General features: G+C 57.1%; 26 protein-coding genes and 1 other RNA gene. 10 read left to right on the forward strand and 17 right to left on the reverse strand.

Translation table 11 applies throughout. The features are described 5' to 3' along the window. Position 1: 1 nt before the first annotated feature. The 6 genes from garL (at position 2) to BN3796_RS04165 (ending at position 6,266) form a co-directional block, all read left to right on the forward strand. Positions 2-772 carry a 2-dehydro-3-deoxyglucarate aldolase gene (gene garL, locus BN3796_RS04140; RefSeq protein ID WP_061707124.1) on the forward strand — a complete coding sequence of 257 codons (771 nt, stop codon included), beginning with the start codon at positions 2-4 and terminating at the stop codon, positions 770-772. A 23-nt stretch (positions 773-795) separates the two neighbouring features. After that, on the forward strand, positions 796-1,686 hold the full coding sequence (gene garR, locus BN3796_RS04145; RefSeq protein WP_061707125.1) for a 2-hydroxy-3-oxopropionate reductase: 891 nt from the start codon (positions 796-798) through the stop codon (positions 1,684-1,686). 60 nt (positions 1,687-1,746) lie between these two features. After that, on the forward strand, positions 1,747-2,892 hold the full coding sequence (gene garK / locus BN3796_RS04150) for a glycerate 2-kinase (RefSeq protein WP_061707126.1): 1,146 nt from the start codon (positions 1,747-1,749) through the stop codon (positions 2,890-2,892). Between the two features lie 32 nt (positions 2,893-2,924). Continuing rightward, positions 2,925-3,302: RNase P RNA component class A (gene rnpB, locus BN3796_RS04155), an RNA gene on the forward strand. Between the two features lie 309 nt (positions 3,303-3,611). Beyond that, entirely contained in the window at positions 3,612-4,940 is a 1,329-nt protein-coding gene (locus BN3796_RS04160; protein ID WP_061707127.1) for an SLC5/6 family protein, read from the forward strand. A gap of 21 nt (positions 4,941-4,961) precedes the next feature. Then, positions 4,962-6,266 (forward strand): L-cysteine desulfidase family protein, encoded by a 1,305-nt coding sequence (locus BN3796_RS04165; protein ID WP_061707128.1) that lies wholly within the window; start codon positions 4,962-4,964, stop codon positions 6,264-6,266. Between the two features lie 81 nt (positions 6,267-6,347). Here BN3796_RS04165 and BN3796_RS04170 read toward each other — a convergent pair whose 3' ends face one another. Both BN3796_RS04170 and BN3796_RS04175 read right to left on the reverse strand, forming a co-directional pair. Then, positions 6,348-7,490, reverse strand: coding sequence for an IS481 family transposase (locus tag BN3796_RS04170; RefSeq protein WP_061706824.1), 1,143 nt, complete (start codon positions 7,488-7,490; stop codon positions 6,348-6,350). Positions 7,491-7,894: 404 nt separating this feature from the next. Then, positions 7,895-8,593 (reverse strand): pirin family protein, encoded by a 699-nt coding sequence (locus tag BN3796_RS04175; protein ID WP_061707129.1) that lies wholly within the window; start codon positions 8,591-8,593, stop codon positions 7,895-7,897. Positions 8,594-8,698: 105 nt separating this feature from the next. Between BN3796_RS04175 and BN3796_RS04180 the strand changes: the two genes are divergently transcribed. Continuing rightward, positions 8,699-9,598, forward strand: a complete 900-nt coding sequence (locus BN3796_RS04180) for a LysR family transcriptional regulator (RefSeq protein ID WP_061707130.1) — start codon at positions 8,699-8,701, stop codon at positions 9,596-9,598. Positions 9,599-9,627: 29 nt separating this feature from the next. On the opposite strand, the gene BN3796_RS04185 is transcribed toward BN3796_RS04180, so the two are convergent. From BN3796_RS04185 to BN3796_RS04235, 11 genes are all read right to left on the reverse strand, one after another. Further along, positions 9,628-9,993, reverse strand: coding sequence for a DUF805 domain-containing protein (locus tag BN3796_RS04185; protein WP_061707131.1), 366 nt, complete (start codon positions 9,991-9,993; stop codon positions 9,628-9,630). A 106-nt stretch (positions 9,994-10,099) separates the two neighbouring features. Next, positions 10,100-11,086: a glutathione S-transferase family protein gene (locus tag BN3796_RS04190; protein ID WP_061707132.1), complete on the reverse strand. Its 987-nt coding sequence runs from the start codon at positions 11,084-11,086 to the stop codon at positions 10,100-10,102. Positions 11,087-11,156: 70 nt separating this feature from the next. Beyond that, entirely contained in the window at positions 11,157-11,549 is a 393-nt protein-coding gene (locus tag BN3796_RS04195; RefSeq protein ID WP_061707133.1) for a DoxX family protein, read from the reverse strand. 208 nt (positions 11,550-11,757) lie between these two features. Next, positions 11,758-12,054, reverse strand: coding sequence for a YqjK-like family protein (locus tag BN3796_RS04200; protein ID WP_061707134.1), 297 nt, complete (start codon positions 12,052-12,054; stop codon positions 11,758-11,760). Further along, on the reverse strand, positions 12,051-12,449 hold the full coding sequence (locus BN3796_RS04205; RefSeq protein WP_061707135.1) for a phage holin family protein: 399 nt from the start codon (positions 12,447-12,449) through the stop codon (positions 12,051-12,053). The genes BN3796_RS04200 and BN3796_RS04205 overlap by 4 nt, the downstream gene beginning before the upstream one ends. A gap of 2 nt (positions 12,450-12,451) precedes the next feature. Next, entirely contained in the window at positions 12,452-12,757 is a 306-nt protein-coding gene (locus BN3796_RS04210; RefSeq protein WP_061707136.1) for a DUF883 family protein, read from the reverse strand. A 29-nt stretch (positions 12,758-12,786) separates the two neighbouring features. Continuing rightward, positions 12,787-13,155 (reverse strand): DUF1090 domain-containing protein, encoded by a 369-nt coding sequence (locus tag BN3796_RS04215; RefSeq protein ID WP_061707549.1) that lies wholly within the window; start codon positions 13,153-13,155, stop codon positions 12,787-12,789. 151 nt (positions 13,156-13,306) lie between these two features. Continuing rightward, a complete protein-coding gene (gene mzrA / locus BN3796_RS04220) occupies positions 13,307-13,690 on the reverse strand; it encodes an EnvZ/OmpR regulon moderator MzrA (protein WP_061707137.1) in 384 nt (127 codons plus the stop codon). Further along, positions 13,690-14,352 carry a DedA family general envelope maintenance protein YqjA gene (gene yqjA, locus BN3796_RS04225; protein ID WP_061707138.1) on the reverse strand — a complete coding sequence of 221 codons (663 nt, stop codon included), beginning with the start codon at positions 14,350-14,352 and terminating at the stop codon, positions 13,690-13,692. The genes mzrA and yqjA overlap by 1 nt, the downstream gene beginning before the upstream one ends. A 339-nt stretch (positions 14,353-14,691) precedes the next feature. Next, a complete protein-coding gene (exuR, locus tag BN3796_RS04230) occupies positions 14,692-15,468 on the reverse strand; it encodes a transcriptional regulator ExuR (protein WP_061707139.1) in 777 nt (258 codons plus the stop codon). A gap of 193 nt (positions 15,469-15,661) precedes the next feature. Then, on the reverse strand, positions 15,662-16,960 hold the full coding sequence (locus BN3796_RS04235) for an MFS transporter (RefSeq protein ID WP_061707140.1): 1,299 nt from the start codon (positions 16,958-16,960) through the stop codon (positions 15,662-15,664). Between the two features lie 473 nt (positions 16,961-17,433). Between BN3796_RS04235 and uxaC the strand changes: the two genes are divergently transcribed. Beyond that, complete coding sequence (gene uxaC, locus BN3796_RS04240) at positions 17,434-18,846, forward strand: glucuronate isomerase (RefSeq protein ID WP_061707141.1); 1,413 nt, start codon at positions 17,434-17,436, stop codon at positions 18,844-18,846. A gap of 17 nt (positions 18,847-18,863) precedes the next feature. Continuing rightward, positions 18,864-20,351 (forward strand): UxaA family hydrolase, encoded by a 1,488-nt coding sequence (locus BN3796_RS04245; protein ID WP_061707142.1) that lies wholly within the window; start codon positions 18,864-18,866, stop codon positions 20,349-20,351. 123 nt (positions 20,352-20,474) lie between these two features. On the opposite strand, the gene sstT is transcribed toward BN3796_RS04245, so the two are convergent. The 4 genes from sstT to BN3796_RS04265 all read right to left on the reverse strand — a co-directional run bounded on the left by sstT (position 20,475) and on the right by BN3796_RS04265 (position 24,827). Continuing rightward, a complete protein-coding gene (gene sstT, locus BN3796_RS04250; protein WP_061707143.1) occupies positions 20,475-21,716 on the reverse strand; it encodes a serine/threonine transporter SstT in 1,242 nt (413 codons plus the stop codon). A 296-nt stretch (positions 21,717-22,012) separates the two neighbouring features. Further along, entirely contained in the window at positions 22,013-22,981 is a 969-nt protein-coding gene (locus tag BN3796_RS04255) for a TerC family protein (protein ID WP_061707144.1), read from the reverse strand. Positions 22,982-23,255: 274 nt separating this feature from the next. Then, positions 23,256-24,254 (reverse strand): Gfo/Idh/MocA family protein, encoded by a 999-nt coding sequence (locus BN3796_RS04260; protein WP_061707145.1) that lies wholly within the window; start codon positions 24,252-24,254, stop codon positions 23,256-23,258. A gap of 69 nt (positions 24,255-24,323) precedes the next feature. After that, positions 24,324-24,827 carry a M48 metallopeptidase family protein gene (locus BN3796_RS04265; RefSeq protein ID WP_061707146.1) on the reverse strand — a complete coding sequence of 168 codons (504 nt, stop codon included), beginning with the start codon at positions 24,825-24,827 and terminating at the stop codon, positions 24,324-24,326. 208 nt (positions 24,828-25,035) lie between these two features. Here BN3796_RS04265 and rlmG point away from each other — a divergent pair, with 208 nt between their 5' ends. Next, entirely contained in the window at positions 25,036-26,172 is a 1,137-nt protein-coding gene (rlmG, locus tag BN3796_RS04270; RefSeq protein WP_061707147.1) for a 23S rRNA (guanine(1835)-N(2))-methyltransferase RlmG, read from the forward strand. Positions 26,173-26,232: the final 60 nt, after the last annotated feature.

Here is a 26,232-nt window from a genome sequence, read left to right on the forward strand (position 1 = left end):
CATGAGTAACGATATTTTCCCGAACAAATTTAAAGCAGCCCTTGCGGCAAAACAGGTTCAGATTGGCTGCTGGTCGGCGCTGGCGAACCCTATCAGCACCGAAGTGCTCGGGCTGGCAGGTTTTGACTGGCTGGTGCTGGATGGCGAACATGCGCCAAACGACGTCACCACCCTTATTCCGCAGCTGATGGCTCTGAAAGGCAGCACCAGCGCGCCGGTGGTACGCGTGCCGACCAACGACCCGGTCATCATCAAACGGATGCTGGATATCGGCTTTTATAACTTCCTGATCCCGTTTGTGGAGAGCGAAGAGGAAGCGGTGCAGGCGGTAGCCTCTACCCGTTACCCGCCGGAAGGCATCCGCGGCGTTTCCGTTTCCCACCGCGCCAACATGTTTGGCACCGTGCCGGACTACTTCGCCCAATCGAACAAGAACATCACCATCCTTGTGCAAATCGAAAGCCAGAAAGGGGTGGATAGCGTGGATGCCATCGCGGCGACGTCCGGCGTGGACGGCATCTTCGTCGGCCCAAGCGACCTGGCCGCCGCGTTAGGTCATCTGGGCAATGCGAACCATCCAGAGGTTCAGAGTGCCATTCAGCACATTTTTGCGCGTGCCAAAGCACACGGTAAGCCGAGCGGCATTCTGGCGCCGGTGGAAGCCGATGCGCGCCGCTACCTTGAGTGGGGCGCCACCTTTGTGGCCGTCGGCAGCGACCTGGGCGTGTTCCGCTCCGCTACGCAAAAACTAGCTGATTCTTTTAAAAAATAACCCGCGAGACAGAGAGACGAATTATGACGATTAAAGTTGGTTTTATTGGCCTGGGCATTATGGGCAAACCGATGAGCAAAAACCTGATCAAAGCAGGTTACTCGCTGGTGGTTTCCGACCGTAATCCTGAATCTGTCGGCGAGATCATTGCCGCTGGCGCTGAAACCGCCTCCACGCCAAAAGCCATTGCCGAACAGTGCGACGTGATCATCACCATGTTGCCTAACTCGCCGCATGTAAAAGAGGTCGCGCTGGGTGAAAACGGCATTATCGAAGGGGCAAAACCGGGCCTGGTACTGATCGACATGAGCTCCATCGCGCCGCTGGCGAGCCGCGAAATCAGCGACGCGCTGAAGGCGAAAGGGGTTGAGATGCTGGATGCGCCGGTAAGCGGCGGCGAACCTAAAGCGATCGACGGCACGCTCTCCGTGATGGTTGGCGGCGATAAAGCGGTTTTCGACAAGTACTACGATCTGATGAAAGCGATGGCGGGCTCGGTGGTTCACACCGGCGACATCGGCGCGGGCAACGTTACCAAGCTGGCAAACCAGGTGATTGTGGCGCTGAACATCGCGGCCATGTCCGAAGCGCTGACGCTGGCAACCAAAGCGGGCGTGAACCCGGATCTGGTCTATCAGGCGATCCGTGGCGGTCTGGCAGGCAGCACCGTGCTGGATGCGAAAGCGCCTATGGTAATGGATCGTAACTTCAAGCCGGGCTTCCGTATCGATCTGCACATTAAAGATCTGGCTAACGCGCTCGATACCTCTCACGGCGTGGGCGCGCAGCTGCCGCTGACCGCCGCGGTGATGGAGATGATGCAGGCGCTACGTGCTGATGGCCTGGGCACCGCCGACCACAGCGCGCTGGCGTGCTACTACGAAAAACTGGCGAAAGTGGAAGTTTCTCGCTAACAGACACGGGCGCAGCGATGCGCCCGGAATTTATGCCGCGTGCAGTAACAGGCTATAACTATGAAAATCGTAATCGCTCCTGACTCGTATAAAGAGAGCCTGTCTGCCGCCGAGGTAGCGCAGGCGATTGAAAAAGGATTTCGGGAAATTTTTCCTGATGCAGACTATGTTTCTGTTCCGGTGGCCGATGGCGGTGAAGGAACAGTCGAAGCGATGATTGCCGCGACCCGTGGCAAGCGACAGCTGGCCGAAGTGACCGGCCCGCTGGGAGAGAAGGTCAACGCCTGCTGGGGCATTTCAGGCGATGGCAAGACGGCGTTTATCGAAATGGCGGCGGCCAGCGGGCTGGCGCTGGTTCCTCCGGCTCTGCGTAACCCTTTGTTGACGACTTCACGCGGCACTGGCGAACTAATTCTTGATGCGCTGGATAAAGGGGCGCGCAACATCGTCATCGGCATCGGCGGTAGCGCCACCAACGACGGCGGGGCCGGGATGGTACAGGCGCTGGGCGCGCGGCTGTGCGATGCCAACGGCACCGAGATCGGCAGCGGCGGCGGCAGTTTAAACAGCCTGAACGCCATCGATATTTCCGGGCTGGACCCTCGTCTTAAAGAGTGTACCATCCGCGTGGCTTGCGACGTCACCAATCCCCTGACCGGCGATAATGGCGCCTCCCGCATCTTCGGGCCGCAGAAAGGGGCGACCGAAGCGCTTATCGTCGAGCTGGATCGTAATCTGGCGCATTACGCGGAGGTGATTAAAAAATCCCTGCGTATTGATGTCAAAAATGCCCCCGGCTCCGGCGCGGCGGGCGGAATGGGGGCCGCGCTAATGGCTTTTCTCGGGGCGGAACTGCGCAGCGGCGTGGAAATTGTCACCCAGGCGCTGAATCTGGAAGAGCATATTCATGACTGCACCCTGGTGATTACCGGTGAAGGGCGTATCGACAGCCAGAGCATTCATGGCAAGGTCCCGGTTGGCGTGGCGAACGTGGCGAAAAAATACCACAAGCCGGTGATCGGCGTGGCGGGTAGCCTGGCGCGCGACGTCGGCGTGGTGCACCAGCACGGGATTGACGCGGTGTTCAGCGTACTGACCACCATCACCACGCTGGAAGAGGCGTTTCGCGGCGCGTTCGACAATATTTATCGCGCCTCGCGCAACATCGCCGCGGCGCTGCAGATGGGGATGCGCATCCAGGGATGACATTGGTGCGTAAACCCTCTATACTGCGCGCCGAAGCTGACCAGACAGTCGCCGCTTCGTCGTCGTCCTCCTTCGGGGGAGACGGGCGGAGGGGAGGAAAGTCCGGGCTCCATAGGGCAGGGTGCCAGGTAACGCCTGGGGGGGAAACCCACGACCAGTGCAACAGAGAGCAAACCGCCGATGGCCCACGCAAGTGGGATCAGGTAAGGGTGAAAGGGTGCGGTAAGAGCGCACCGCGCGGCTGGTAACAGTCCGTGGCACGGTAAACTCCACCCGGAGCAAGGCCAAATAGGGGTTCGCATGGTACGGCCCGTACTGAACCCGGGTAGGCTGCTTGAGCCAGTGAGCGATTGCTGGCCTAGATGAATGACTGTCCACGACAGAACCCGGCTTATCGGTCAGCTTCAACTTTTTCTAAACCCCGCCTCTGGCGGGGTTTTTGCTTTGTAGCCTCTGCCCCTTTCGGCACGGTTTTTCTCCTGAAATTGTGTTTTTTGACCGCCGTCACTTTTAGAAAACCCTTCTCATAAAAAGGTCTCTTCCTGGATTTATTTCTCTCTCGTCAGAATACCCTTACTTATTTTGTGAGTTTTTTCTCCTTCCTTATCGGTATGATGTTTTTTACAACAATAACAATCACCTGCGCAGGGAATGCTCATTATCGCTGGTGAGCGGAAAAGCAAAAACTGTGGTTATCCTACAAAATAAGCGAGTAATACATGGAAACGTTATCTGACAATGATGTTGTGACCGCTTCTGCAGCGGCAAGGCGTGCGGGGATGAGTGAAAGCGAGTGGCGGGAGGCGATCAAATTTGATAGCACCGACACCGGCTGGGTGATCATGAGTATCGGGATGGCTATCGGCGCGGGGATCGTTTTTCTCCCGGTCCAGGTAGGGCTGATGGGGATGTGGGTGTTTTTACTCTCCTCGGTGATTGGCTATCCGGCAATGTATCTTTTTCAGCGTCTGTTTATTAACACCCTGGCGGAGTCGCCGGAATGCAAAGATTACCCCAGCGTCATCAGCGGTTATCTGGGCAAAAACTGGGGCATTCTGTTGGGCGCGCTCTATTTTGTGATGCTGGTGATCTGGATGTTTGTCTACTCCACCGCCATCACCAACGACAGCGCCTCATACCTGCATACTTTTGGCTTCACCGAGGGACTGCTTTCGGATAATCCTTTTTACGGGTTATTGCTGATCTGCATTCTGGTGGCGATCTCGTCGCGTGGCGAAAAGCTGCTGTTTAAAGTCTCCAGCCTGATGGTGCTGACCAAGCTTTTTGTGGTGGCGGCGCTGGGTCTGTCGATGATTGGGCTGTGGCATCTGAGCAACGTGGGCATGCTGCCGCCGGTTGGCCTGCTGATTAAGAACGCCATTATCACGCTGCCATTCACGCTGACCTCGATTCTCTTTATCCAGACGCTCAGTCCGATGGTGATCTCCTACCGCTCGCGGGAAAAGTCTGTAGAGGTGGCGCGTCATAAGGCGCTGCGGGCGATGAACATTGCCTTTGGCATTCTGTTTGTCACCGTCTTTTTCTACGCGGTTTCCTTCACGCTGGCGATGGGCCATGACGAGGCGGTAAAAGCGTACGAACAAAACATCTCCGCGCTGGCGATTGCGGCGCAGTTTATCAGCGGCGACGGCGCAGGCTGGGTGAAGATCGTCAGCGTTATTCTGAATATCTTTGCCGTGATGACCGCCTTCTTCGGCGTCTACCTCGGTTTTCGCGAGGCGACGCAGGGTATCGTCATGAACCTGCTGCGCCGCCGTTTTGCGGCTGAAAAGATCAATGAACGTCTGGTGCAGCGCGGCATCATGCTGTTCGCCATTCTGCTGGCCTGGAGCGCTATCGTGCTGAATGCGCCGGTGCTGAGCTTTACCTCTATCTGTAGCCCTATCTTCGGCATGGTGGGTTGTTTAATTCCCGCATGGCTGGTCTGCAAGGTTCCGGCGCTGCACAAATACAAAGGCGTATCCCTGGTGATCATCATCATCACCGGCCTGCTGCTGTGCGTTTCTCCTTTCCTGGCATTTTCGTGAGATATCAATAAGGACGTAGCGATGTCTGAACAACTTACTCCATTATGGAAACACTTTATCCAGGCGGTCGAGGAAGAGGTGAAGCCTGCGCTGGGATGTACGGAGCCGGTTTCGCTGGCGCTGGCCTGCGCGATAGCTGCAGAACAGCTGCCGGGAGAGGTGACGCGCATTGAGGCCTGGGTGTCGCCCAACCTGATGAAAAACGGGCTGGGCGTAACCGTGCCTGGCACCGGTATGGTGGGGCTGCCGATTGCGGCGGCGCTGGGGGCCATCGGCGGCAACCCGCATGGGGGGCTGGAGGTGCTTAAAGGCGTCCCGGCTGATGCAATCGCCCGCGCCAAAGCGATGCTGGCAGAGGGCAAGGTGCAGGTGGGTCTGCAGGAGCCGTGCGACGAGATCCTCTACTCCCGCGCCTGCGTGTATGCGGGCGAGGCGTCGGCGAGCGTTACGATCGCGGGCGGGCATACCCGGGTGGTACAAATCATGCGCCAGGGAGAGTGCTGTTTTGAGCTTAACGAGCAGCCGCAGGGGGAGGAGGTCGATCCGCTGGCGGTGATGTCCCACACGTCGCTCGCGCAGATCTTCGACTTTGCGGAGCAGGTACCGTTTTCCGCGATTCGCTTTATCCTGGAGGCGGCACGTCTGAACGACGCACTCTCCCGGGAAGGGCTGAAAGGTAACTGGGGGCTACATATCGGCGCCACGCTGGTAAGACAGCGCGAGCGCGGATTTATCGCCAGCGATCTGGGTTCGGAGATTCTGGTACGCACCAGCGCCGCCTCGGATGCGCGCATGGGTGGCGCGACGCTGCCTGCGATGAGCAATTCCGGCTCGGGCAACCAGGGGATCGCCGCCACGCTGCCTGTGCTGGTGGTGGCGGAGCATCTGCAGGCCGGGGAGGAGAAGCTGGCGCGGGCGCTCATGCTATCGCATCTCACCGCTATCTATATTCACTATCAGCTTCCCCGCCTGTCGGCGCTCTGCGCGGCCACAACGGCGGCGATGGGAGCGGCGGCGGGTATGGCGTGGCTGCTGGATGGTCGCTATGAGACGATCGCGATGGCGATAAGCAGCATGATCGGCGACGTCAGCGGAATGATCTGCGACGGAGCGGCAAATAGCTGCGCGATGAAGGTCTCTACCAGCGTGGGTAGCGCCTGGAAAGCGGTGATGATGGCGCTGGATAATAGCGCCGTGACCGGCAACGAAGGGATCGTGGCGAACGATGTCGAGCAGTCTATTGCAAACCTGTGCGCGCTGGCATGCGGGTCGATGCAGGCGACGGATCGGCAGATTATCGAGATTATGGCGAGTAAGGCGCGCTGACGTTCCCCTCACCCTAACCCTCTCCCCTTGTACAGTCCGGGGACATGGTAGACAGATGTTCGGGGACATGGTGAACACTTTTTAACATCCCTTACCCATGGTGATCGACTTTTTCTTCAGGTCGATCACCCCCACTTTCGTGCTGTACCACCAGACTTCATAACAGCCGTCCTCCTGCGTTTCCTTCAGCCCCACACGCTCTCCCCTGAAGGCCTTGCCTGCGTTCAGACTGAGACCCTTTATGCTCAGCTTCCCGCTGATATCCACCTTCCTCACCATCACCCCTTCGTCATATTCCGGCGGCATGACGGTGGCGCTGTACTGACGGGCGGACGGCTGATAGCGCGAGGCCGGCACCGCCATACCCAGCGCCTCGTGCGGACGCTCAAGGTTATAGACAGCCCGCCACTGGTCGAACGCCCGCTGCAGCCCGCTGCTGTCGGCGAACCATCTTCCCTGCAGGAGTTCCGCCTTCAGGCTGCGGTGAAAACGCTCCAGCTTGCCCTGGGTCTGTGGATGATAAGGCCGGGAGTGACCGACACGGATACCCAGACGCATCAGCCACAGCTCCGGCCCCGTCCAGCTGCCGGTGGTGTCGCCCCACGGCGCGCCGTTGTCCATGGTCATCCGGTCCGGCAGACCGTAGTGTTCAAAGACCCTGACGAGCTGCCGCTGTACGGTCTCACGCCGTTCATCCCCGCAGTGCGCCAGACACAGGGAGAACCGGGAGTGGTCGTCCAGCAGGGTGAGCGGATGGCAGCGGCCGCCGCCAAAGGGAAAATGGCCCTTGAAATCCATCTGCCAGAGCCGGTTCGGGGCGGAGTGTTCGAAGCGGCCGGTAGCCGGTATGCCGGGAGGCATACCGGGCAGCAGGCCGTGACGGGCCATCAGGCTGTGAACGGTGCTGAAGGCGGGCATGGGATGCCCGCGGTCCTCCAGCCAGCGCTTAATCTTGCGCGCGCCCCAGCGTTCATGGCGGGCATGGGCCATACGCAGCAGGTCAGTGATGCCGTCCGGTGAACGGTTCGGGGAGTGATGCGGCGTGCGCGGCCGGTCCTGAAGCCCGGCTGCGCCGTCTTCAGCCCAGCGGCGAAGCCACTTGTAGCCGGTGGCCGGTGAAATGCCGTAGTGGCGGCAGAGTGAACGGATGTTCGCCCCGTCCTGCGAGGCGAACAAAACAAACTCAGTACGTAATGACATGGTATCTCTCGCATCCCAGGGCATAAGCGGCTCCATAAACGGGTTCTTATGCCTCAGTTGTAAGTGTCTACCATGTCTCCGAACAAGTGTTCACTATGTCCCCGGACTGTACACCCCTTAGGGGAGAGGGAACTGTTAGTTGCTCGCTGCCGGGCCAGGCTGAAGTCCTTCTTTTCTCCCTCTCCCCGTAGGGGAGAGGGAATGGTTCGTTGCTCGCTGCCGGGCCGTGCTGAAGTCCTTCTTTTCCCCCTCACCCCGTAGGGGAGAAGGAACGGTTAGCTGCTCGCTGCCGGCCCGGGCTGAAGTCCTTCTTTTCCCCTTACCCCGTAGGGGAGAGGGAACGGTTAGTAGCTCGCTGCCTGACCGGGCTGAAGTTCTTCTTTCTCCCTCTCCCCTCTGGGGAGAGGGCCGGGGTGAGGGGGAACTCACTACACAGGTAAATCAATCAGCAACGCCCGCAGAGGGGACTCCGCCACCAGCGTAAGATGCGCTTCGTCGCGAATAAACGCCCCGTCGCCGCAGGTCAGCGCCTCTTTCTCTTCTTTTTCGGTCTGCGCATGAACCGAGCCGTGAATCGATTGCAGGTAGGCGCTCGGGCCATGCAGCCGGAAGCTCGCTTTTTCTCCTTTCTGCAGCTCGATGTGATAAATCCATACCTGCTGGCGCAGCTGCAGGCTCGCCTGCGCGCCGTCCGGCGTGGCAATAAGCTGTTGGTTACCGTTAAGCTTCAGCATCTGCACCGCCGGATTCTCCCGCTGGGGACAGGCATCCAGCCAGAGCTGCATACGGGTTAACGTCTTGTCTTTGCTGATATTATGCTCGCTATAGCTAATACCCGGCTGGGTGGAGATTAACAGCGCGTCTCCCGCCTTTGCCTGAACATGGTTGCCCTCGCTGTCGCGGTACTCCGCTTCCCCTTCCAGAATCAGGTTAAGGATATCCACCTTCGGATAGGTGCGCGGCTGGAACGAGGCGCCGGGAGCCAGCACTTCCTGGTTAAGCACGCGCAGGGAGGCATAGCCCAGCAGTTTAGGGTCAAAGTAGTGTCCAAAGGAGAAGGTGTAGCGCGCCTGCAGCCATCCAAAATCGGCCTGCCCGCACTGTTTCGCTGTTCTTGTCGTAATCATAAAACTTGACCTCTTTTTACACTAAAACAATGGTAAGGGTATGGACGCTGCATTGTTAGCCAGATATTCTGCCCGGTATGTTCAAATTTCCTGAATGAGCACGCTATGGCTAAAGAGAGAGCATTGACGCTGGAGGCGCTTCGCGTCATGGACGCCATCGATCGGCGCGGCAGTTTTGCCGCCGCGGCGGATGAACTGGGGCGCGTGCCGTCTGCCCTGAGCTACACCATGCAGAAGCTGGAAGAGGAGCTGGACGTGGTGCTGTTCGACCGTTCCGGTCATCGAACGAAATTCACCAACGTCGGACGTATGCTGCTGGAGCGTGGCCGCGTGCTGCTGGAGGCCGCCGATAAGCTCACCACCGACGCCGAAGCGCTGGCGCGCGGCTGGGAGACGCACCTGACGCTGGTGGCCGAGGCGCTGGTGCCGTCAGAGGCGCTCTTCCCGCTGGTCCCCCGACTGGCGGAGAAGGCCAACACCCAGCTGTCGATTATCACCGAGGTGCTCGCCGGCGCCTGGGAGCGGCTGGAAACGGGCAGGGCCGATATCGTTATCGCTCCGGACATGCACTTTCGCTCTTCGTCGGAAATTAACTCCCGCAAGCTCTACAGCATAATGAATGTGTACGTGGCTGCGCCGGATCATCCGATTCATCAGGAGCCGGAGCCGCTCTCCGAAGTGACCCGCGTGAAATATCGCGGCGTGGCGGTGGCGGATACCGCCCGGGAACGCCCGGTGTTAACGGTACAGCTGCTGGATAAGCAGCCCCGCCTCACCGTCACCTCGCTTGAAGATAAGCGGCAGGCGCTGATGGCCGGGCTGGGGGTTGCGACCATGCCTTATCCCTTCGTGGAAAAAGATATCGCCGAAGGGCGGCTGCGCGTGGTGAGTCCGGAATATACCAGTGAAGTGGATATTATTATGGCCTGGCGCCGCGACAGCATGGGTGAAGCTAAGTCCTGGTGCCTGCGTGAGATCCCGAAACTTTTTGCCCAGCGCCAGTAAGTTACCCGGCGCTTAGCGCCGGGTCACGATCAGTTTTCGCGCTTTGGATCGGGGCCAAAGCGGTTTTCGCCTTCATTACCTTTCTGGCAGTAAAACGCCAGCAGAATCAGCCAGCCGATAACCGGAATCAACGTCAGCAGCAGCCACCATGCTGAACGATCGGTATCGTGCAGCCGACGGAACTGCACCGCCCACGTGGGCAGTAACACCAGCAGACCATAAATTGTGGTTAAGACCCCTTCGCCGCCCGTGCGCTCCCAGCCCAGCAGCTTATCGAGCACCGCCAGTACAAAGGTGAGAATGATGTTTACCAGAAAGAACATCCAATACTCTTTGCGGCGGGCGCGACCGCGAAAGCCAACATAATTGCGTAGTGCTTTAAAATACCAGTCCATTTGCCTTGCCTCGATAACAGGTCAATCACTTGTTTTTTAAGGGATCGAGGTAAGAATAGCTTTATCTGATGAATTAAAAAAGGGCATCTATTGATGCCCTGAATATTTAGCCGAAGCGAACGTCGCGTCCGTGAGGCTCATCGAGATCCTGCCATGGCCCGATCGAAATAATACCCGTCGGGTTGATGGTCTTATGGCTGCGGAAGTAGTGGTGGCGAATATGGTCAAAGTTGACCGTTTCGGCAATACCCTCCATCTGGTAAATATCGCGCATGAAGCCATGCAGGTTCAGGTAGTCGCTGATGCGATGCTTGTCGCACTTAAAGTGGGTGACATAGACCGGATCGAAACGGATCAGCGTTGTCCACAGGCGGATGTCCGCCTCGGTCAGGGTGTCGCCCGTCAGGTAGCGGTGCTGGCCGAGGATCTGCTCCAGGCGATCCAGGGATTCAAAAACCTTCGTTACCGCCTCGTCATAGGCCTGCTGGCTGGTTGCGAAACCGGCCTTGTAGACGCCATTATTGACGTTGTCGTAGATCCAGCCGTTCAGCTCGTCGATCTTTTCGCGCAGCGCTGGCGGATAAAAATCTCCGGCGCGGGCGCCGTGGGCGTCGAAGGCGGTATTAAACATGCGGATAATCTCCGCCGACTCGTTGCTGACGATGGTCTGGTTTTTTTTGTCCCACAGTACCGGAACCGTAACGCGGCCGGTGTAGTGCGGATCGGCACGCAGATAAAGCTGGTAAAGAAAATCGTGATGATAAAGCTCATCGCCGGTAGCGGCCGGAAAATCGCTGTCAAAACTCCAGCCGTTTTCCATCATCAGCGGGTTAACCACGGAGACGGGGATCAGCGACTCCAGCCCCTTCAGTTTACGGACAATCAGCGTCCGGTGCGCCCAGGGGCAGGCGAGGGAGACATAGAGGTGGTAGCGATCTTTTTCAGCGGCAAACCCGCCTTCGCCACTCGGTCCCGGCGCGCCGTCGGCGGTGAGCCAGTTACGAAAGGCGGATGCGGAGCGTTTGAAACGCCCTCCGGTGGATTTAGTGTCATACCAGACGTCCTGCCAGACGCCATCAACAAGCTGTCCCATGATTACTCCTCCAGATGGCAAAAGCGAGGATCGCTCCTCGCTCGAATTTATTCAGTATAGAACAGCGGGCTTACCACTTTTTGTTCAGCACGCGGTCAAGGCTGTAGGCGCCCGGGCCGATGAGCGCCAGCAGCAGGAAGCCGCCCGCCATAGTCAGGTTTTTCATAAACATCAGCGAGTTCACCCCTTCCGCAAAGTTGCTGTGGAAGATAAAGGCCGTCAGCAGGGTAAAGACGGCGGTAAAAATCGCGGTGGTACGGGTGAGGAAACCGAACAGAATCGCCAGACCGCCGCCAAATTCAAGCAGGATAGTCAGCGGCAGCATAAAGCCCGGTACGCCCATCGCTTCCATATATTGCTGCGTACCCGCGTAATTGCTGATTTTGCCCCAGCCGGCAACGATAAACAGGATTGGCATCAGGATACGTGCCACCAGAACCCCAACATCTTCTAATTTTTTCATTTTACTCTCCAGGAAAACAATAAGGTTGCTATGCGTTAATTGTTAGCAAAAAGGCTTAGTTACGCGCATTTGCTGTTGATGGAGAGGATAATAGACGTGGCGCTGGAGGATTGTTAGCAAGGAAAACTGTCAAAGTTCTTCAAAGATATTGAGGAAGGGAAAACAGGAGACGGCCTGCGCATAACGCAGGCCGGTTCGTCGCAGGATATTAACGCAACTGCTGTTGGGTCACCGTCGCTTTGACCAGGCGCCAGGCGCTCCAGATGCCCAGCCCGCGTTTACCCCAGCGGATAAGCATATTGGGATGCCGGACGGTCCAGATTGCCATGAGGCTACTGCCAACCAGCGCCCAGGATCGCAAGCTGAGAAAGGTGTTCCAGCCGCGGTCATAAGAGCGGGTGGCCTCCAGCCAGTCCCGGCGGCTGGCGGCGAGATCGAGCCGCTGCTGCTGGATCTCGCTGAGCAGCCAGGCTTTTCGCTGCTGAAGTTCCTTTTTACTGCTCACGATTTATCATCCTCCAGCAGTGCCCGATCGTTAGCCAGCTCTTTGCGCGTATGGCGTAAAAGCGTGGACTGACGCGCTTTGCGCATCGTCCAGAGGCCGCCAATCAGCGCGGCAACCAGCAATACGACGGTCGTGGCAATGATCGCGTTCAGACGGTACTGAGGATCGATAGCCCAGATAATCAGGACCATCAGGCTCATCAGGCCAAACGCGGCGAACAACATAGTGAGGCCCAGCATCAGCAGCATCTGGAAAAGATTGGCTTTCTCCTCTTCCAGCTCTACAACTGCCAGGCGTACTCGCGTTTCGGCAATCCCGACCAGCGTAGTAACAATCCGCTGACCGATGCCGAGGACGTTTTTAGCAGGCCCTTGTGCGTGACGAGGATCTTCCATAATCAACGACGCGTCAGAAGAACGCCCAGCATCAGGCCAACGGCCGCGCCAATACCGACGCCTGCCCACGGGTTGTCGCGCACATACTCGTCGGCGCGAGCAGCCGCTTCACGCGTCTGTTTCGCCAGCGCTTCGCCCGATTCACCCAGACGGTAACGGCTCTCTTTCAGCGCGCTTTCCGCTTTGCTGCGCAGCTTGCTCAGCTCTTCCTTGGACTTATCGGTGGAGGAGTTCAGCACCTCTTCCAGGGTGTCTGCCAGCGACTTCAGCTCGGTGCGCAGGTACTCAGATTGGTTATCTTTTGACATGATTCTCTCCTGTTGAGACTTCCGTTAACTCAATAATCGCGGGACTCCAGCGCTTTTAACTCTTCCTGCGCCTCTTGCAGCTTTCTTTCACGTTTAGAAATCTTATCCGCATCACCGTCCTGCTTCGCTTCCTGCAAATCGTCACGGCGCTCAGCGATCTCCGCTTCCTGCTTTTCGATCTTCTTCTGATGCTCGGCGCGGAGCCTGTCGTCCGTGCAGTTAGCCCTCACTTCGCTTAGCGCTTTTTTCAGCCCCTCGATACGGGACTGGTTGTTATGCTTTTCGGCATAGCTGATTTCGCGCTGGATATCCTGTTCCTTCTCCTGACAAAGCGAGTTAGCGAATGAGGCCGAGCTGACGCAAAGCAGGGCCAGAGCCAGTGTGATGCGGTAATTCATAAAGAAACCTTCCATTGTGTAACGGCAGAGATAACTCTTGCCGTGTTTCCAGAGTCTTACGGAGTCGGTCTGACGGGGCTCCGCATACCTAAGCATAGTAAGTAAACGGAAGAATCACCAAAGTCGGTGAAAAGATTCAGAATCCTGGAAATTAACCCAGTCGATGCGATGAGTCGCGCAGGCGGTTGAGCCATATTCCGGCCTGACTTTCATCGTCCTGCTGGGCGATGATATAGCCGCGCGGCAGGGAGCGGTCGAGCACCTCTTTAGCCGCGGCGCTTTGGCTACGCGAATCAAATTTGATCAGCAGGACATCATCCTGCGGCGTAATGCTTTTAAAGTGAATGCCATGCGCATCCAGATGATGGAGGATGGAGAAGCCATCCGGAACGCTGGCGCCCTGGTTAAGCGAACGGATCGCCAGGGTGGACTCCTTCTGCTGTACCGCTTGCCAGACCATAATCAGCAGACAGAGCGTTAGAAGGGCAACCATCGCACAGGCGGTGCGACGCAGGGCGACAGGCGAAAGGGCCATTAGCTGCGCGCCCCGTGCTTTTTCTTCCACAACACCACCAGCGAGCCAATCAGGCCAAACACCAGCAGCACCACCGGCAGCAGCATCAGGCAGGACATCAGCTGATCCTCATACTTAAGGAAGACCGGCGTTTTGCCCAGCATATAGCCCAGGGAGGTGAGGATCAGCACCCACAGCAGCCCGCTCATCCAGTTGAAGAACTGAAAGCGCGTGCTGCTCAGGCCGGAAAGCCCCGCGATGGTAGGTAGCAGGGTGCGTACAAATGCGATAAAACGGCCAATCAGCAGGGCGGAGAGGCCATGTTTATGGAAGAGATGATGCGCGCGCTGATGATAGTGCGCCGGCAGATGTGAAAGCCAGTTCTGCACGATGCGCGTATTGCCGAGCCAACGGCCCTGAATATAGCTCACCCAACAGCCCAGGCTGGCGGCAATCGTCAGCAACAAGACCGTCTGTGGGAAGGCCATCGCCCCTTTAGCGCACAATACCCCTACCAGCACAAGCAGGCTATCCCCGGGGAGAAACGCGGCGGGGAGCAGGCCGTTCTCAAGGAACAGAATCATGAACAGGACAAAATAGAGCATGCCAATCATGGAAGGATTGGCCAGCGTTTCGAAATCCTGAGCCCATAAGGCGTTAAGTAATTGAGTCAAAAGTTCCATTCACTATTCCTGGACATCGGTTAACGTCACGCCAGTTATCCGGGGTAAAAACAGCACGGCGCAGTCGACGATCGCGATTGCGCGCGGGCACAAAGCTTGCCAGAACCGTCCATGTAACAGGCTATGTTAGCAAGTACCAACTTACGATGATGCAGTTTGCATCCAATTGTAACAAACGCACGCGTATTACGTACAGAAATTGCGAAACGTTGGGAAAGATGATTTTGGCTTATCGAGTGGAAAAGTGGCGAGGGTATTTACAAAGGCTGACACTCTAGAGATTTGCTTACGCCTTCCGGCGCACAGGCGCAGCGAAGCGCCTGCCAGCGGGGTAAGGCGCTATTTTGTCTGGCCGACTGCCGTATCGAGATGAACCACCGGATTTTCAGCAAAAAGATAGCGGTCAGCGTTAAATTCAAAGTCGTCGCTGGTTTCGTTGAAGAGCATCAGTTTGGTGTTCTCCAGATGCTGCCACATCGCCAGTTTGGCGCCGTGTGGATCTTTGCGAATCAGCGCTTTAAGGATCTGGTCATGATCGTCGCACCAGTTATCAACGGTACGTAAATCGATATGATCGTGCAGTTTTTTCCAGTAGGGGTTATGGACGCGCTGAGTCCACATTTTTTCTACAATAGCCGCCAGCGCGGAGTTCTGGGTAGCGAGGGCGACCTGCACGTGAAATTGTAAGTCCCATTCGGAGTCGCGGAAGCACTTCTCTTTACGCGCTTTTTCCTGGATCTCCATGAGCTTCATAATATCCTGCTTGGTCACCTGGGTGGCGGCAAACTCGGCAATGTTGCTCTCGATTAACTGGCGCGCCTGCAGCAATTCAAACGGACCGTAGCTGGCGAACTCCAGGTTTTCATCCGGGGCGGCGGCGTTTTTAGGCTGGCTGGAGATGACGTGAATGCCGGAACCTTTGCGCACCTCAACGTACCCTTCCACCTCAAGCATGATAATGGCTTCACGAACCACCGTTCTGCTGACGTGCTTTTCATCGGCAATAAAACGCTCTGCGGGCAGTTTGTCACCCACAAGATAAACGCCTTGCTCGATGCGATCTTTCAGCTCAGCGGCAAGTTGCTGATATAAACGGCGTGATTCAGTGATTTCCATATGCGCTCCAGGCAGGTACGGCGTAGTATTTGTTATACCACTTTTGCTGGCAACTCTCCACATTAAGGGGGCAAAAAAGCCGCCCGCAGGCGGCTTTCGTGCTCTTTATTGCCGGGTGGCGCTACGCTTACCGGGCTAGCAAAAACGTAGGCCGGGTAAGGCGAAGCCGCCACCAGGCATACCAATTCCAACGCTAGCTTTGTATTGCCGGTCCTCCCAGGGAGTCGTTCTCCAGCTCCGCTGCCGGTTTGTTTTTCAGCACAGTCCAGATTACCAGCGCCCCCAGCAGGTCAAACACCGCCAGCACAGCGAAGAGCGGGCTGAAGCCGATAGTGTCGGCCAGCGCGCCAACCACCAGCGCAAACATAGTGCTTGCCATCCATGCTGCCATGCCGGTCAGACCGTTGGCGGTCGCCACTTCGTTACGACCAAATACGTCAGAGGAGAGCGTAATCAGCGCGCCGGAGAGAGCCTGGTGGGCAAAGCCGCCGATGCAGAGCAGGGCGATAGCGACGTAAGGGCTGGTGAACAGACCGATCATGCCTGGGCCAATCATCAGCAGCGCACCCATGGTCACCACCAGCTTACGGGAGACGATCAGGTTCACGCCAAACCAGCGCTGGAACAGCGGCGGCAGATATCCCCCCACCACGCAGCCGAGGTCGGCGAAGAGCATCGGCATCCAGGCGAACATAGCGATCTCTTTCAGGTTAAAGCCATACACTTTAAACATGAACAGCGGGATCCAGGCGTTGAAAGTCCCCCACGCCGGCTCTGCCAGGAAGCGCGGCAGGGCGATACCCCAGAACTGGCGGGTGCCAAGGATCTGCCAGACGGACATTTTTTTGCCGTTGTTGGTCTGATGCTGAGCTTCCTGACCGTTGATGATGTAGTCGCGCTCTTCGTCAGAGAGTTTTTTCTGGTCACGCGGATGTTTGTAGAAGATAAGCCAGGCCATCGCCCATATGAAGCTCAGTACACCGGAGATGATAAAGGCCATCTCCCAGCTGTGCATCACAATCGCCCAGACCACCAGCGGCGGAGCAATCATCGCACCGATAGAGGAGCCCACGTTAAAATAGCCGACCGCGATAGAACGCTCTTTCGCCGGGAACCACTCGGAGCTGGCCTTCAGGCCCGCCGGGATCATCGCCGCTTCCGCCGCGCCGACCGCGCCGCGCGCCAGCGCCAGACCGCCCCAGCTACCTGCCAGCGCGGTAGCGCCGCAGAAGACAGCCCAGGTGACGGCAAAGAAGGCATAACCGATTTTCGTGCCGAGAATATCAAGAACATAGCCCGCTACCGGCTGCATAACGGTATAGGCAGCGGAGTAGGCCGCAATAATGTAAGAGTATTGCTGGGTTGAAATGTGGAGTTCTTCCATCAGCGTTGGCGCAGCCGCCGCTACCGTGTTACGCGTCAGGTAGCCCAGCACGGTGCCGAGCGTCACCAGTGCGATCATGTACCAACGTAACCCTTTAATTTTACGCATTTAAAACCTCATCGTTATGTTATCCCCGCGCCAGGGCGCGATAACATCTCAACCGTCAACCGGAGGATGTTTCGTAACGGGAGGGGCGTAACCGGGAACGACTCCCGGAACGGCCCGAACCTTGCCATAATTCATTCTGATTAAGCGGTATCCGTACCGAAAAACCCGGTGATAAGTCACCGGCAATACATTCCGTCGTCTTATAAATGGCGACGGCGGAAAGATAACTTGTCATACAACTTTAAAAGGTGAGTGACATCACAAAAGTGTGAATCTTTGTGTGGTCATTATTTACGCCAGAAGAAGCCAGGAATGGCGCGGTCTGCAGCGGTGTTTACCACTTTGAGGGTAATTTTTTTGTCGACGTTTATTGATCTAACTCACGAAAAAAAGTTCAGACGCTGGAAATTGGTGTGATAACTTTGCAGCATCTGAACATAGCTTCCTGACGCTTTGCTTTGAGGAAAACGATAATGACGCCGTTTATGACTGAAGATTTCCTGTTAGATACCGAATTTGCTCGCCGTTTGTACCATGACTACGCAAAAGACCAGCCGATTTTCGACTATCACTGCCATTTACCGCCGCAGCAGGTTGCCGAAAATTATCGCTTCAAAAACCTGTATGACATCTGGCTGAAGGGTGACCACTACAAATGGCGCGCCATGCGTACCAACGGCGTAGCCGAACGCCTCTGCACTGGTGACGCGACCGATCGCGAGAAGTTTGACGCCTGGGCCGCCACCGTTCCGCATACCATCGGTAACCCGTTATACCACTGGACGCATCTCGAACTGCGCCGTCCGTTCGGTATCACCGGCAAGCTGCTCTCTCCTGCCACCGCGGATGAGATCTGGAACCAGTGCAACGAGCTGCTGGCCCAGGAGCAGTTCTCCGCGCGCGGCATCATGAAGCAGATGAACGTGAAGATGGTGGGAACCACCGACGATCCGATCGACTCGCTGGAGCATCATGCGGCGGTGGCTAAAGATGGCACCTTCGATATCAAAGTGCTGCCGAGCTGGCGCCCGGATAAAGCCTTCAACATCGAACTGGCGACCTTTAACGACTACATGGTGAAGCTGGGTGAAGTCTCCGATACCGATATCCGCCGTTTTGCCGACCTGCAGTCCGCGCTGACCAAACGTCTGGATCACTTTGCGGCCCACGGCTGTAAAGTCTCTGACCACGCGCTGGATGTGGTGCTCTTCGCCGAGGCGACCGATGCCGAACTGGATGCGATCCTCGCGCGTCGTCTGGCGGGTGAAACCCTGAGCGAGCACGAAGTGGCGCAGTTCAAAACCGCGGTGCTGGTATTCCTCGGCGCGGAATATGCCCGCCGCGGCTGGGTGCAGCAGTATCACATCGGCGCGCTGCGCAACAACAACCTGCGTCAGTTTAAGCTGCTGGGGCCGGACGTGGGCTTTGACTCCATCAACGATCGTCCGATGGCGGAAGAGTTATCCAAATTACTGAGCAAGCAGAACGAAGAGAACCTGCTGCCGAAAACCATCCTCTACTGCCTGAACCCGCGCGACAACGAGGTGCTGGGCACCATGATCGGCAACTTCCAGGGCGAAGGTATGCCTGGCAAGATGCAGTTTGGCTCCGGCTGGTGGTTCAACGATCAGAAAGACGGGATGGAGCGTCAGATGACGCAGCTGGCGCAACTGGGTCTGTTAAGCCGTTTTGTGGGCATGCTGACCGACAGCCGTAGCTTCCTTTCATATACACGCCATGAATATTTCCGCCGCATCCTCTGCCAGATGATTGGCCGCTGGGTCGCTGCGGGCGAAGCGCCGGCGGATATCCAGCTGCTGGGCGAAATGGTGAAAAACATCTGCTTTAACAATGCGCGCGACTACTTCGCCATTGAACTGAACTAAGGCCGTTTGAGGTTGATATGCAATACATCAAGATCCATTCGCTCGATAACGTCGCGGTAGCGCTGGCGGATCTGCCTGAAGACGCGGAAGTGACCGTTGAAAACCAGTCGGTAACGCTCAAACAGCCGGTTGGACGCGGCCACAAGTTCGCGCTGATCCCCATCGCTAAAGGGGAGAATGTGGTGAAGTATGGTTTACCTATCGGGCATGCGCTGGCCGATATTGCCCCGGGTGAATATATTCATTCCCATAATACCCGCACCAATCTCAGCGATCTGGACGAGTACAGCTATCAACCCGATTTTCAGCCTGATGAAGAGCAGCCGGCCGATCGCGAGGTGCAGATCTACCGCCGCGCCAACGGTGAGGTGGGGATCCGCAATGAGATCTGGATCCTGCCGACCGTGGGCTGCGTCAACGGTATCGCACGTCAGATCCAGAGCCGTTTTCTGAAAGAGACCCACGATGCCGAAGGTACCGACGGCGTGCATCTTTTCAGCCACACCTACGGCTGCTCGCAGCTCGGCGACGATCACATTAATACCCGCACCATGCTGCAAAACATGGTGCGTCACCCCAACGCGGGAGCGGTGCTGGTGATTGGCCTGGGCTGTGAAAACAACCAGGTGGATGCGTTTCGCGAGACGCTGGGGGAGTTTGATCCTTCCCGCGTCCATTTCATGATCTGCCAGCACCAGGATGACGAGGTGGAGGCGGGACTGGAGCATCTGCGTCAGCTTTATGAGGTGATGCGTCACGATAAGCGCGAGCCGGGCAAGCTGAGCGAACTGAAGTTCGGCCTGGAGTGCGGCGGTTCCGACGGCCTCTCCGGCATCACCGCCAACCCGATGCTGGGGCGTTTTTCCGATTACGTCATCGCCAATGGCGGCACTACCGTACTGACCGAAGTGCCGGAGATGTTTGGCGCGGAACGTATTCTGATGAGCCACTGCCGGGATGAAGAGACCTTTGAAAAGACGGTGACGATGGTCAACGACTTCAAGCAGTACTTTATCGCCCACAACCAGCCGATTTACGAAAACCCATCGCCGGGTAACAAGGCGGGGGGGATCACCACCCTTGAGGAGAAATCCCTCGGTTGTACCCAGAAGGCGGGCGCAAGTCAGGTGGTGGATGTGCTGCGCTACGGCGAGCGGCTGAAAACGCACGGTCTGAACCTGCTGAGCGCGCCGGGCAACGACGCGGTCGCCACCAGCGCGCTGGCGGGAGCTGGCTGCCATATGGTGCTCTTCAGTACCGGGCGCGGTACTCCTTACGGCGGCTTTGTACCGACGGTGAAAATTGCCACCAACAGCGAGCTGGCGGCGAAGAAGAAGCACTGGATCGATTTCGATGCGGGGCAGCTGATTCACGGTAAAGCGATGCCGCAGCTGCTGACGGAGTTTGTGGACACAATCGTGGAATTTGCCAACGGCAGGCAGACCTGTAACGAGAAGAACGACTTCCGCGAGCTGGCAATCTTTAAGAGTGGTGTAACGCTTTAAAGATGGTGCGGGCTGATGCCCTCACCCCGGCCCTCTCCCACGGGGAGAGGGTGCAAACACTAAAAACGGCAACCAAAGGTTGCCGTTTTGCTTTTACCCTGTAGCCGCCACCGGGCCTTTCTTTTATCCGCGCAGGGCGTTCTTCGCCAGACGCGCATCTTCCGCCTGGCATGCCGCCGCGGTAAAGAGCACATCGGTAGAGGAGTTCAGCGCGGTTTCACAGGAGTCCTGCAGTACGCCGATAATAAAGCCGACCGCAACGACCTGCATCGCAATCTCATTCGGAATACCGAACATATTACAGGCCAGCGGGATCAGCAGCAGCGAACCGCCCGCCACGCCGGACGCGCCGCAGGCGCACAGCGAGGCAACTACGCTCAGCAGCAGCGCGGTCGGCAGATCTACCGCAATCCCCAGAGTATGCACCGCCGCCAGCGTCAGCACGGTAATGGTGATCGCCGCGCCCGCCATGTTGACCGTCGCCCCCAGCGGGATCGAGACGGAGTAGGTATCGCGATCCAGATTCAGTTTCTCCGCCAGCGCCATGTTTACCGGAATGTTCGCCGCCGAGCTGCGGGTGAAGAAGGCATAGACGCCGCTTTCACGCAGGCAGGTCAGCACCAGCGGGTAAGGGTTACGGCGAATCTGCCAGAAGACCAGCAGCGGGTTAATCACCAGCGCCACCAGCAGCATACAACCGATCAGCACTAACAGTAACTGCGCATAGCCCCACAGGGTGTCGAAGCCGGTGGTAGCGAGCGTGGAAGAGACCAGGCCGAAGATACCGATCGGCGCAAAGCGGATAACCAGCTTCACCATAAAGGTCACCGCGTTGGACATATCGTTGACCAGGTTTTTGGTGGTTTCATTACCGTGGCGCAGCGCAAAACCGAGCCCAATCGCCCAGACCAGAATGCCGATATAGTTCGCGTTCAGCAACGCATCAATCGGGTTGGCTACCATGCTCAGCAGCAGGCCACGCAGTACTTCTACAATGCCGGACGGCGGCGTGATGTCGCCCGCGGCGCTGGTGAGGTGCAGTGAAGAGGGAAACAGGAAGCTAAAGACCACCGCGGTCAGCGCAGCAGAAAATGTTCCCAGCAGGTAAAGAACCAGAATAGGACGGATGTTGGTTTTTTGACCATGCTGGTGGTTGGCGATAGAGGCCATCACCAGCATCAGCACCAGTACCGGCGCTACTGCTTTCAGCGCGCCGACGAACAGCGTACCGAGCAAGCCCACGGCGATAGCGGCAGGTTTAGAGATCCAGGCCAGCAGGATCCCCAGCACCAGGCCCACCAGTATTTGCTTAACAAGACTTCCCTGCGCCAGACGCGCAAACAGACCCGTTGATTGTCGACTCATACAAAATTCCTAAGTGAAATTGCGTTCCATCCTGGATGTGCTCTTAGTCACATTTATGTCAGGATGTAAATAAATGTTTGCCTGTTCAGTATTAGGGAAAGCGGGTACGGAGGGAAGCGTAAAATGCTGGATTTTACGTGTTGCGTCATATTTTTTAACTTTTGCTTCACAAGGAATGGCGGTGTTGATGATGCCGGGTGGCGCTACGCTTACCCGACCTACGCATTATGTCGGTGATGCCGGGTGGCGCTGCGCTTACCCGGCCTACAGATTGTACCGACGCGGCCGGGCAAGAATTAACTTACCTGCTGCTTCTTATCATTTCGGTGGTTAACCCACGCGTTAACAATAAGCGTCAGCGCCAGAATACCAAACACCACGCCCAGCGAGATGGCGATCGGGATGTGGTAGAAGTCGACAATCAGCATCTTAATACCGATAAAGACCAGAATCACCGACAGGCCATACTTCAGCATCGAGAAGCGCTCCGCCACGCCCGCCAGCAGGAAGTACATGGCGCGCAGGCCGAGGATGGCAAACAGGTTTGAGGTCAGCACGATGAACGGGTCGGTGGTCACCGCGAAGATCGCCGGGATACTGTCCACGGCGAAAATCACGTCGCTCAGCTCAACCAGAATCAGCACCAGCAGCAGCGGTGTGGCGAACAGCAGGCCGTTTTTACGCACGAAGAAATGTTCGTTCTCAATGGTATCGGTCATACGCAGGTGGCCGCGCAGCCACTTGACCAGCGGTTTTTCGCCAATGCCGGTTTCGTCCTCTTTCGCCAGCGCCATCTTCACGCCGGTAAAGAGCAGGAAGGCGCCAAAGACGTAGAGCAGCCATTCGAACTGGGTAATCAGCCAGCTGCCGGTGAAGATCATGATGGTACGCAGGACGATCGCCCCCAGCACGCCATAGACCAGCACGCGACGCTGGAGCGCAGCGGGAACCGCGAAATAGCTGAACAGCATCAGCCAGACAAAGACGTTATCCACCGCCAGCGCTTTTTCAATCAGATAGCCGGTGAGGAAGGCCAGCGCCTGCGGATCGGCAACCGCGCGTCCTTCGGTTGAAGCGAGATACCACCAGAAGGCGGCGCAAAAGAGCAGGGAGAGCGTAACCCACACCAGCGACCAGGCGGCCGCCTGCTTCATGGTCATGCCGTGCGCGCCGCGACGGCCCTGCAAAAAGAGGTCGATCGCCAGCATGATGATGACCACCACTGCGAATCCGCCCCACAGCATCGGAGTGCCGACAGTATTCATACCAGATTCCTTACATAAAAAACAAAAACGGCTAAGGTCGAAAGACGATAGCCGTTGCGTTTTCTATGCGCAGACCTCGCCTTCCGGCAAGGTCTCACTTACAACAAAAAAAGAATACGCGACGTATTCCTTTTTGGTTGCCCGGCGACCGGATGCGGTTTTGCACGCATCGTAATGACGATCCACCGGCAAGGAAGTTACTCCCCTTTGCAGGTAACAAAATATGTCAAAATGGGCATTTCGTCAACGCCCGACAGTTTCTCATTACGCAGTTTTACGCGGGGATTTCTCTGCTCACGCCGTCGGCGGGAAACACTACGCCAGTCTGACGACGGATCTCCGTTTGCAGCTTCGCCGTGGCGCGGCTTACCGCCAGCCCCGGATGATTCACTTCCCCCGTCTCAACCAGACGGGCGAACACCTCTGCCTCATAGAGCATAGTATTAATATGCTGAGGCTGGGTGAGCTCCTGCGGTTTACCGCCGCGCGGCACGAAGCTGAGCTTCTGGCACTCGGAGATTTTCTCAATCACCAGCGACCCCGCTTCGCCCTGGATTTCGCTTGGCAGCACCGAGTCGCTTACCTTGGAGTGCTGGAGCGTTACGCTAAAGTCGCCGTAGTCGAGCAACACCACCCCGTGTGCGTCCACGCCGCTCTCCAGCAGGCTGGCGGTGGCCGTCACGCCGTGCGGCTCGCCCCACAGGGCGACCGCCGAGGCCAGACAGTAAAAGCCGATATCCATAATCGAGCCGTTGGAGAAGGCGGGATTAAAGGTGTTCGGGTTTTCGCCGTCCAGATAGCGCTGATAGCGGGAGGAGTACTGGCAATAGTTGATAAACGCTTTACGCACCTTGCCAAGCTTCGGCAACGACTGCTGGAGCAGCAGGAAATTAGGCAGGCTGGCGGTTTTGAACGCCTCAAACAGCACCACCTGATTCTCCCGCGCCAGCGCAATCGCCGCCTCGACCTCCTGAATATTGGAGGCCAGCGGTTTTTCGCAAATGACATGCTTTTTGTGCTTAAGAAACAGCGCCGTTTGCGCGAAGTGCAGGGAGTTGGGGCTGGCGATATAGACCGCGTCGATGGCATCGCTTTGCGCCATCGCCTCCAGCGAGGTAAAGAGATGCTCGACGGGGTAGTCGTTAGCAAAGCTCTGCGCCTGCTCCAGGCTGCGGGAATAGACCGCGGTGAGTTTGAATTTGCCGGTTTCATGGGCGGCATCGACGAACTGGCGCGTGATCCAGTTCGTACCAATGACAGCGAAACGTATCATATAGCGTTGCGTACTCCGTAACAGGAACCTTCTGCCACTGTAGCACGTCAGAATGACAAATCGAGTGCGTTACCGCGCATTCTGCTTTGACGATAAATGCGTTAGCCACAGCCGGGTATCAAACTCCAGCTGATGGTAGTGCGGCTCCATATGGCAGCAGAGAGAATAGAAGGCTTTGTTATGCTCTTTCTCTTTCAGGTGCGCCAGCTCATGTACCACGATCATCCGCAAAAAGGGTTCCGGCGCGTTACGGAATACCGTTGCCACGCGGATCTCCGCTTTGGCCTTCAGCTTACCGCCCTGCACGCGGGAGATGGCGGTATGCAGGCCGAGGGCGTTATTCAGCACGTGGATCTTGTTGTCGTACATCACCTTATTGATCGGCGGCGCGCTTTTGAGGAACCGGCTTTTCAGATCCTGCGTATACTGCCAGAGCGCCTTATCGGTAGTGAAATCATGCGCATCGGGGTAGCGTTTTTGCAGTACCGCGCCGAGCTTCTCCCCGACTATCAGATCGCGAACCTGGGAAAGTAAATGTTCCGGGTAGCCCTGGAGATAAGTAAGTTGGTTCATTAACGCCCCAAATCGACAATAAAACGGGTATACCCTTCATCCTTCACGTTGTCTCTGCGTTGGCTGCGTCTGCTCACCCCAGCCACTTACTTGTGTAAGCTCCCGGGGATTCTCAGACTTGCCGCCTTGATACAACTTGAATGATTTTGGGTATATACTCACGCACCCTTTTCAGGGATACGCCAAATTTTACCATTCAGGAGGGCCGATGAGCCACTTAGACAACGGTTTCCGTTCACTCAACCTTAAACGTTTCCCGGAAACGGACGACGTTAACCCGCTTCAGGCGTGGGAAGCGGCGGATGAATATCTGCTGCAACAGTTGGATGAGACTGAAATCAGCGGGCCGGTTCTGATCCTGAATGACGCGTTTGGCGCGCTGGCCTGCGCGCTGGCGGAACATACGCCTTACAGCATCGGTGATTCCTACCTGAGCGAGCTGGCGACACGTGAAAACCTGCGCCATAACGACATTGAAGAATCCAGCGTGAAGTTCCTCGACAGCACTGCGGACTACCCGCAGGCGCCAGGCGTGGTGCTGATTAAAGTGCCCAAAACCATGGCGCTGCTGGAGCAGCAGCTGCGCGCGCTGCGTAAAGTGGTGACGCCGGATACGCGTATTATCGCGGGTGCGAAGGCGCGTGATATCCATACCTCGACGCTGGAGCTGTTCGAGAAAGTACTCGGTCCGACCACCACCACGCTTGCCTGGAAAAAAGCACGCCTGATCAACTGTACGTTTAGCGCACCGGAGCTGGCCGACGCGCCAGAGACCCTGAGCTGGAAACTGGAAGGCACCGACTGGACCATCCACAACCACGCGAACGTTTTCTCGCGCACCGGTCTGGATATCGGCGCGCGTTTCTTTATGGAACATCTGCCGGAAAATCTGGAAGGGGAGATTGTCGATCTGGGCTGCGGTAACGGCGTGATTGGCCTGACGCTGCTGGCGAAGAACCCGGAGGCCAGCGTGGTGTTTAGCGACGAATCGCCGATGGCGGTGGCTTCCAGCCGTCTGAACGTGGAAACCAACCTGCCGGAGGCGCTGGATCGCTGCGAGTTTATGATCAACAACGCGCTCTCTGGCGTAGAGCCTTTCCGCTTCAACGCCGTGTTCTGCAACCCGCCGTTCCACCAGAAGCACGCCCTGACCGATAATGTTGCATGGGAGATGTTCCACCACGCGCGCCGCTGCCTGAAAATTAACGGCGAGCTGTACATCGTGGCCAACCGCCACCTGGATTACTTCCACAAGCTGAAGAAGATTTTCGGTAACTGCGTCACCATTGCGACGAATAACAAGTTTGTGGTGCTGAAATCGGTGAAGCTGGGACGTCGCCGGTAAGATTGGGTATGTGCGGCCTGATGCCCTCACCCCAACCCTCTCCCCACAGGAGAGGGAGCA

It is taken from the genome of Pseudenterobacter timonensis, from assembly GCF_900021175.1.
Classification (GTDB): domain Bacteria; phylum Pseudomonadota; class Gammaproteobacteria; order Enterobacterales; family Enterobacteriaceae; genus Enterobacter; species Enterobacter timonensis.

Coding starts and splice junctions, on each gene's coding strand:
- yqjA (WP_061707138.1), bottom strand. CDS start 14,352: ATGGAACTTTTGACTCAATTACTTAACGCCTTATGGGCTCAGGATTTC.
- BN3796_RS04265 (WP_061707146.1), bottom strand. CDS start 24,827: ATGAACCAACTTACTTATCTCCAGGGCTACCCGGAACATTTACTTTCC.
- mzrA (WP_061707137.1), bottom strand. CDS start 13,690: ATGGCCCTTTCGCCTGTCGCCCTGCGTCGCACCGCCTGTGCGATGGTT.
- rlmG (WP_061707147.1), top strand. CDS start 25,036: ATGAGCCACTTAGACAACGGTTTCCGTTCACTCAACCTTAAACGTTTC.
- sstT (WP_061707143.1), bottom strand. CDS start 21,716: ATGAGTCGACAATCAACGGGTCTGTTTGCGCGTCTGGCGCAGGGAAGT.
- BN3796_RS04215 (WP_061707549.1), bottom strand. CDS start 13,155: ATGAATTACCGCATCACACTGGCTCTGGCCCTGCTTTGCGTCAGCTCG.
- BN3796_RS04180 (WP_061707130.1), top strand. CDS start 8,699: ATGGCTAAAGAGAGAGCATTGACGCTGGAGGCGCTTCGCGTCATGGAC.
- garR (WP_061707125.1), top strand. CDS start 796: ATGACGATTAAAGTTGGTTTTATTGGCCTGGGCATTATGGGCAAACCG.
- BN3796_RS04195 (WP_061707133.1), bottom strand. CDS start 11,549: ATGAAAAAATTAGAAGATGTTGGGGTTCTGGTGGCACGTATCCTGATG.
- BN3796_RS04165 (WP_061707128.1), top strand. CDS start 4,962: ATGTCTGAACAACTTACTCCATTATGGAAACACTTTATCCAGGCGGTC.
- BN3796_RS04260 (WP_061707145.1), bottom strand. CDS start 24,254: ATGATACGTTTCGCTGTCATTGGTACGAACTGGATCACGCGCCAGTTC.
- BN3796_RS04170 (WP_061706824.1), bottom strand. CDS start 7,490: ATGCCCTGGGATGCGAGAGATACCATGTCATTACGTACTGAGTTTGTT.
- BN3796_RS04255 (WP_061707144.1), bottom strand. CDS start 22,981: ATGAATACTGTCGGCACTCCGATGCTGTGGGGCGGATTCGCAGTGGTG.
- BN3796_RS04175 (WP_061707129.1), bottom strand. CDS start 8,593: ATGATTACGACAAGAACAGCGAAACAGTGCGGGCAGGCCGATTTTGGA.
- exuR (WP_061707139.1), bottom strand. CDS start 15,468: ATGGAAATCACTGAATCACGCCGTTTATATCAGCAACTTGCCGCTGAG.
- garK (WP_061707126.1), top strand. CDS start 1,747: ATGAAAATCGTAATCGCTCCTGACTCGTATAAAGAGAGCCTGTCTGCC.
- garL (WP_061707124.1), top strand. CDS start 2: ATGAGTAACGATATTTTCCCGAACAAATTTAAAGCAGCCCTTGCGGCA.
- BN3796_RS04205 (WP_061707135.1), bottom strand. CDS start 12,449: ATGGAAGATCCTCGTCACGCACAAGGGCCTGCTAAAAACGTCCTCGGC.
- BN3796_RS04235 (WP_061707140.1), bottom strand. CDS start 16,960: ATGCGTAAAATTAAAGGGTTACGTTGGTACATGATCGCACTGGTGACG.
- BN3796_RS04160 (WP_061707127.1), top strand. CDS start 3,612: ATGGAAACGTTATCTGACAATGATGTTGTGACCGCTTCTGCAGCGGCA.
- uxaC (WP_061707141.1), top strand. CDS start 17,434: ATGACGCCGTTTATGACTGAAGATTTCCTGTTAGATACCGAATTTGCT.
- BN3796_RS04210 (WP_061707136.1), bottom strand. CDS start 12,757: ATGTCAAAAGATAACCAATCTGAGTACCTGCGCACCGAGCTGAAGTCG.
- BN3796_RS04185 (WP_061707131.1), bottom strand. CDS start 9,993: ATGGACTGGTATTTTAAAGCACTACGCAATTATGTTGGCTTTCGCGGT.
- BN3796_RS04190 (WP_061707132.1), bottom strand. CDS start 11,086: ATGGGACAGCTTGTTGATGGCGTCTGGCAGGACGTCTGGTATGACACT.
- BN3796_RS04245 (WP_061707142.1), top strand. CDS start 18,864: ATGCAATACATCAAGATCCATTCGCTCGATAACGTCGCGGTAGCGCTG.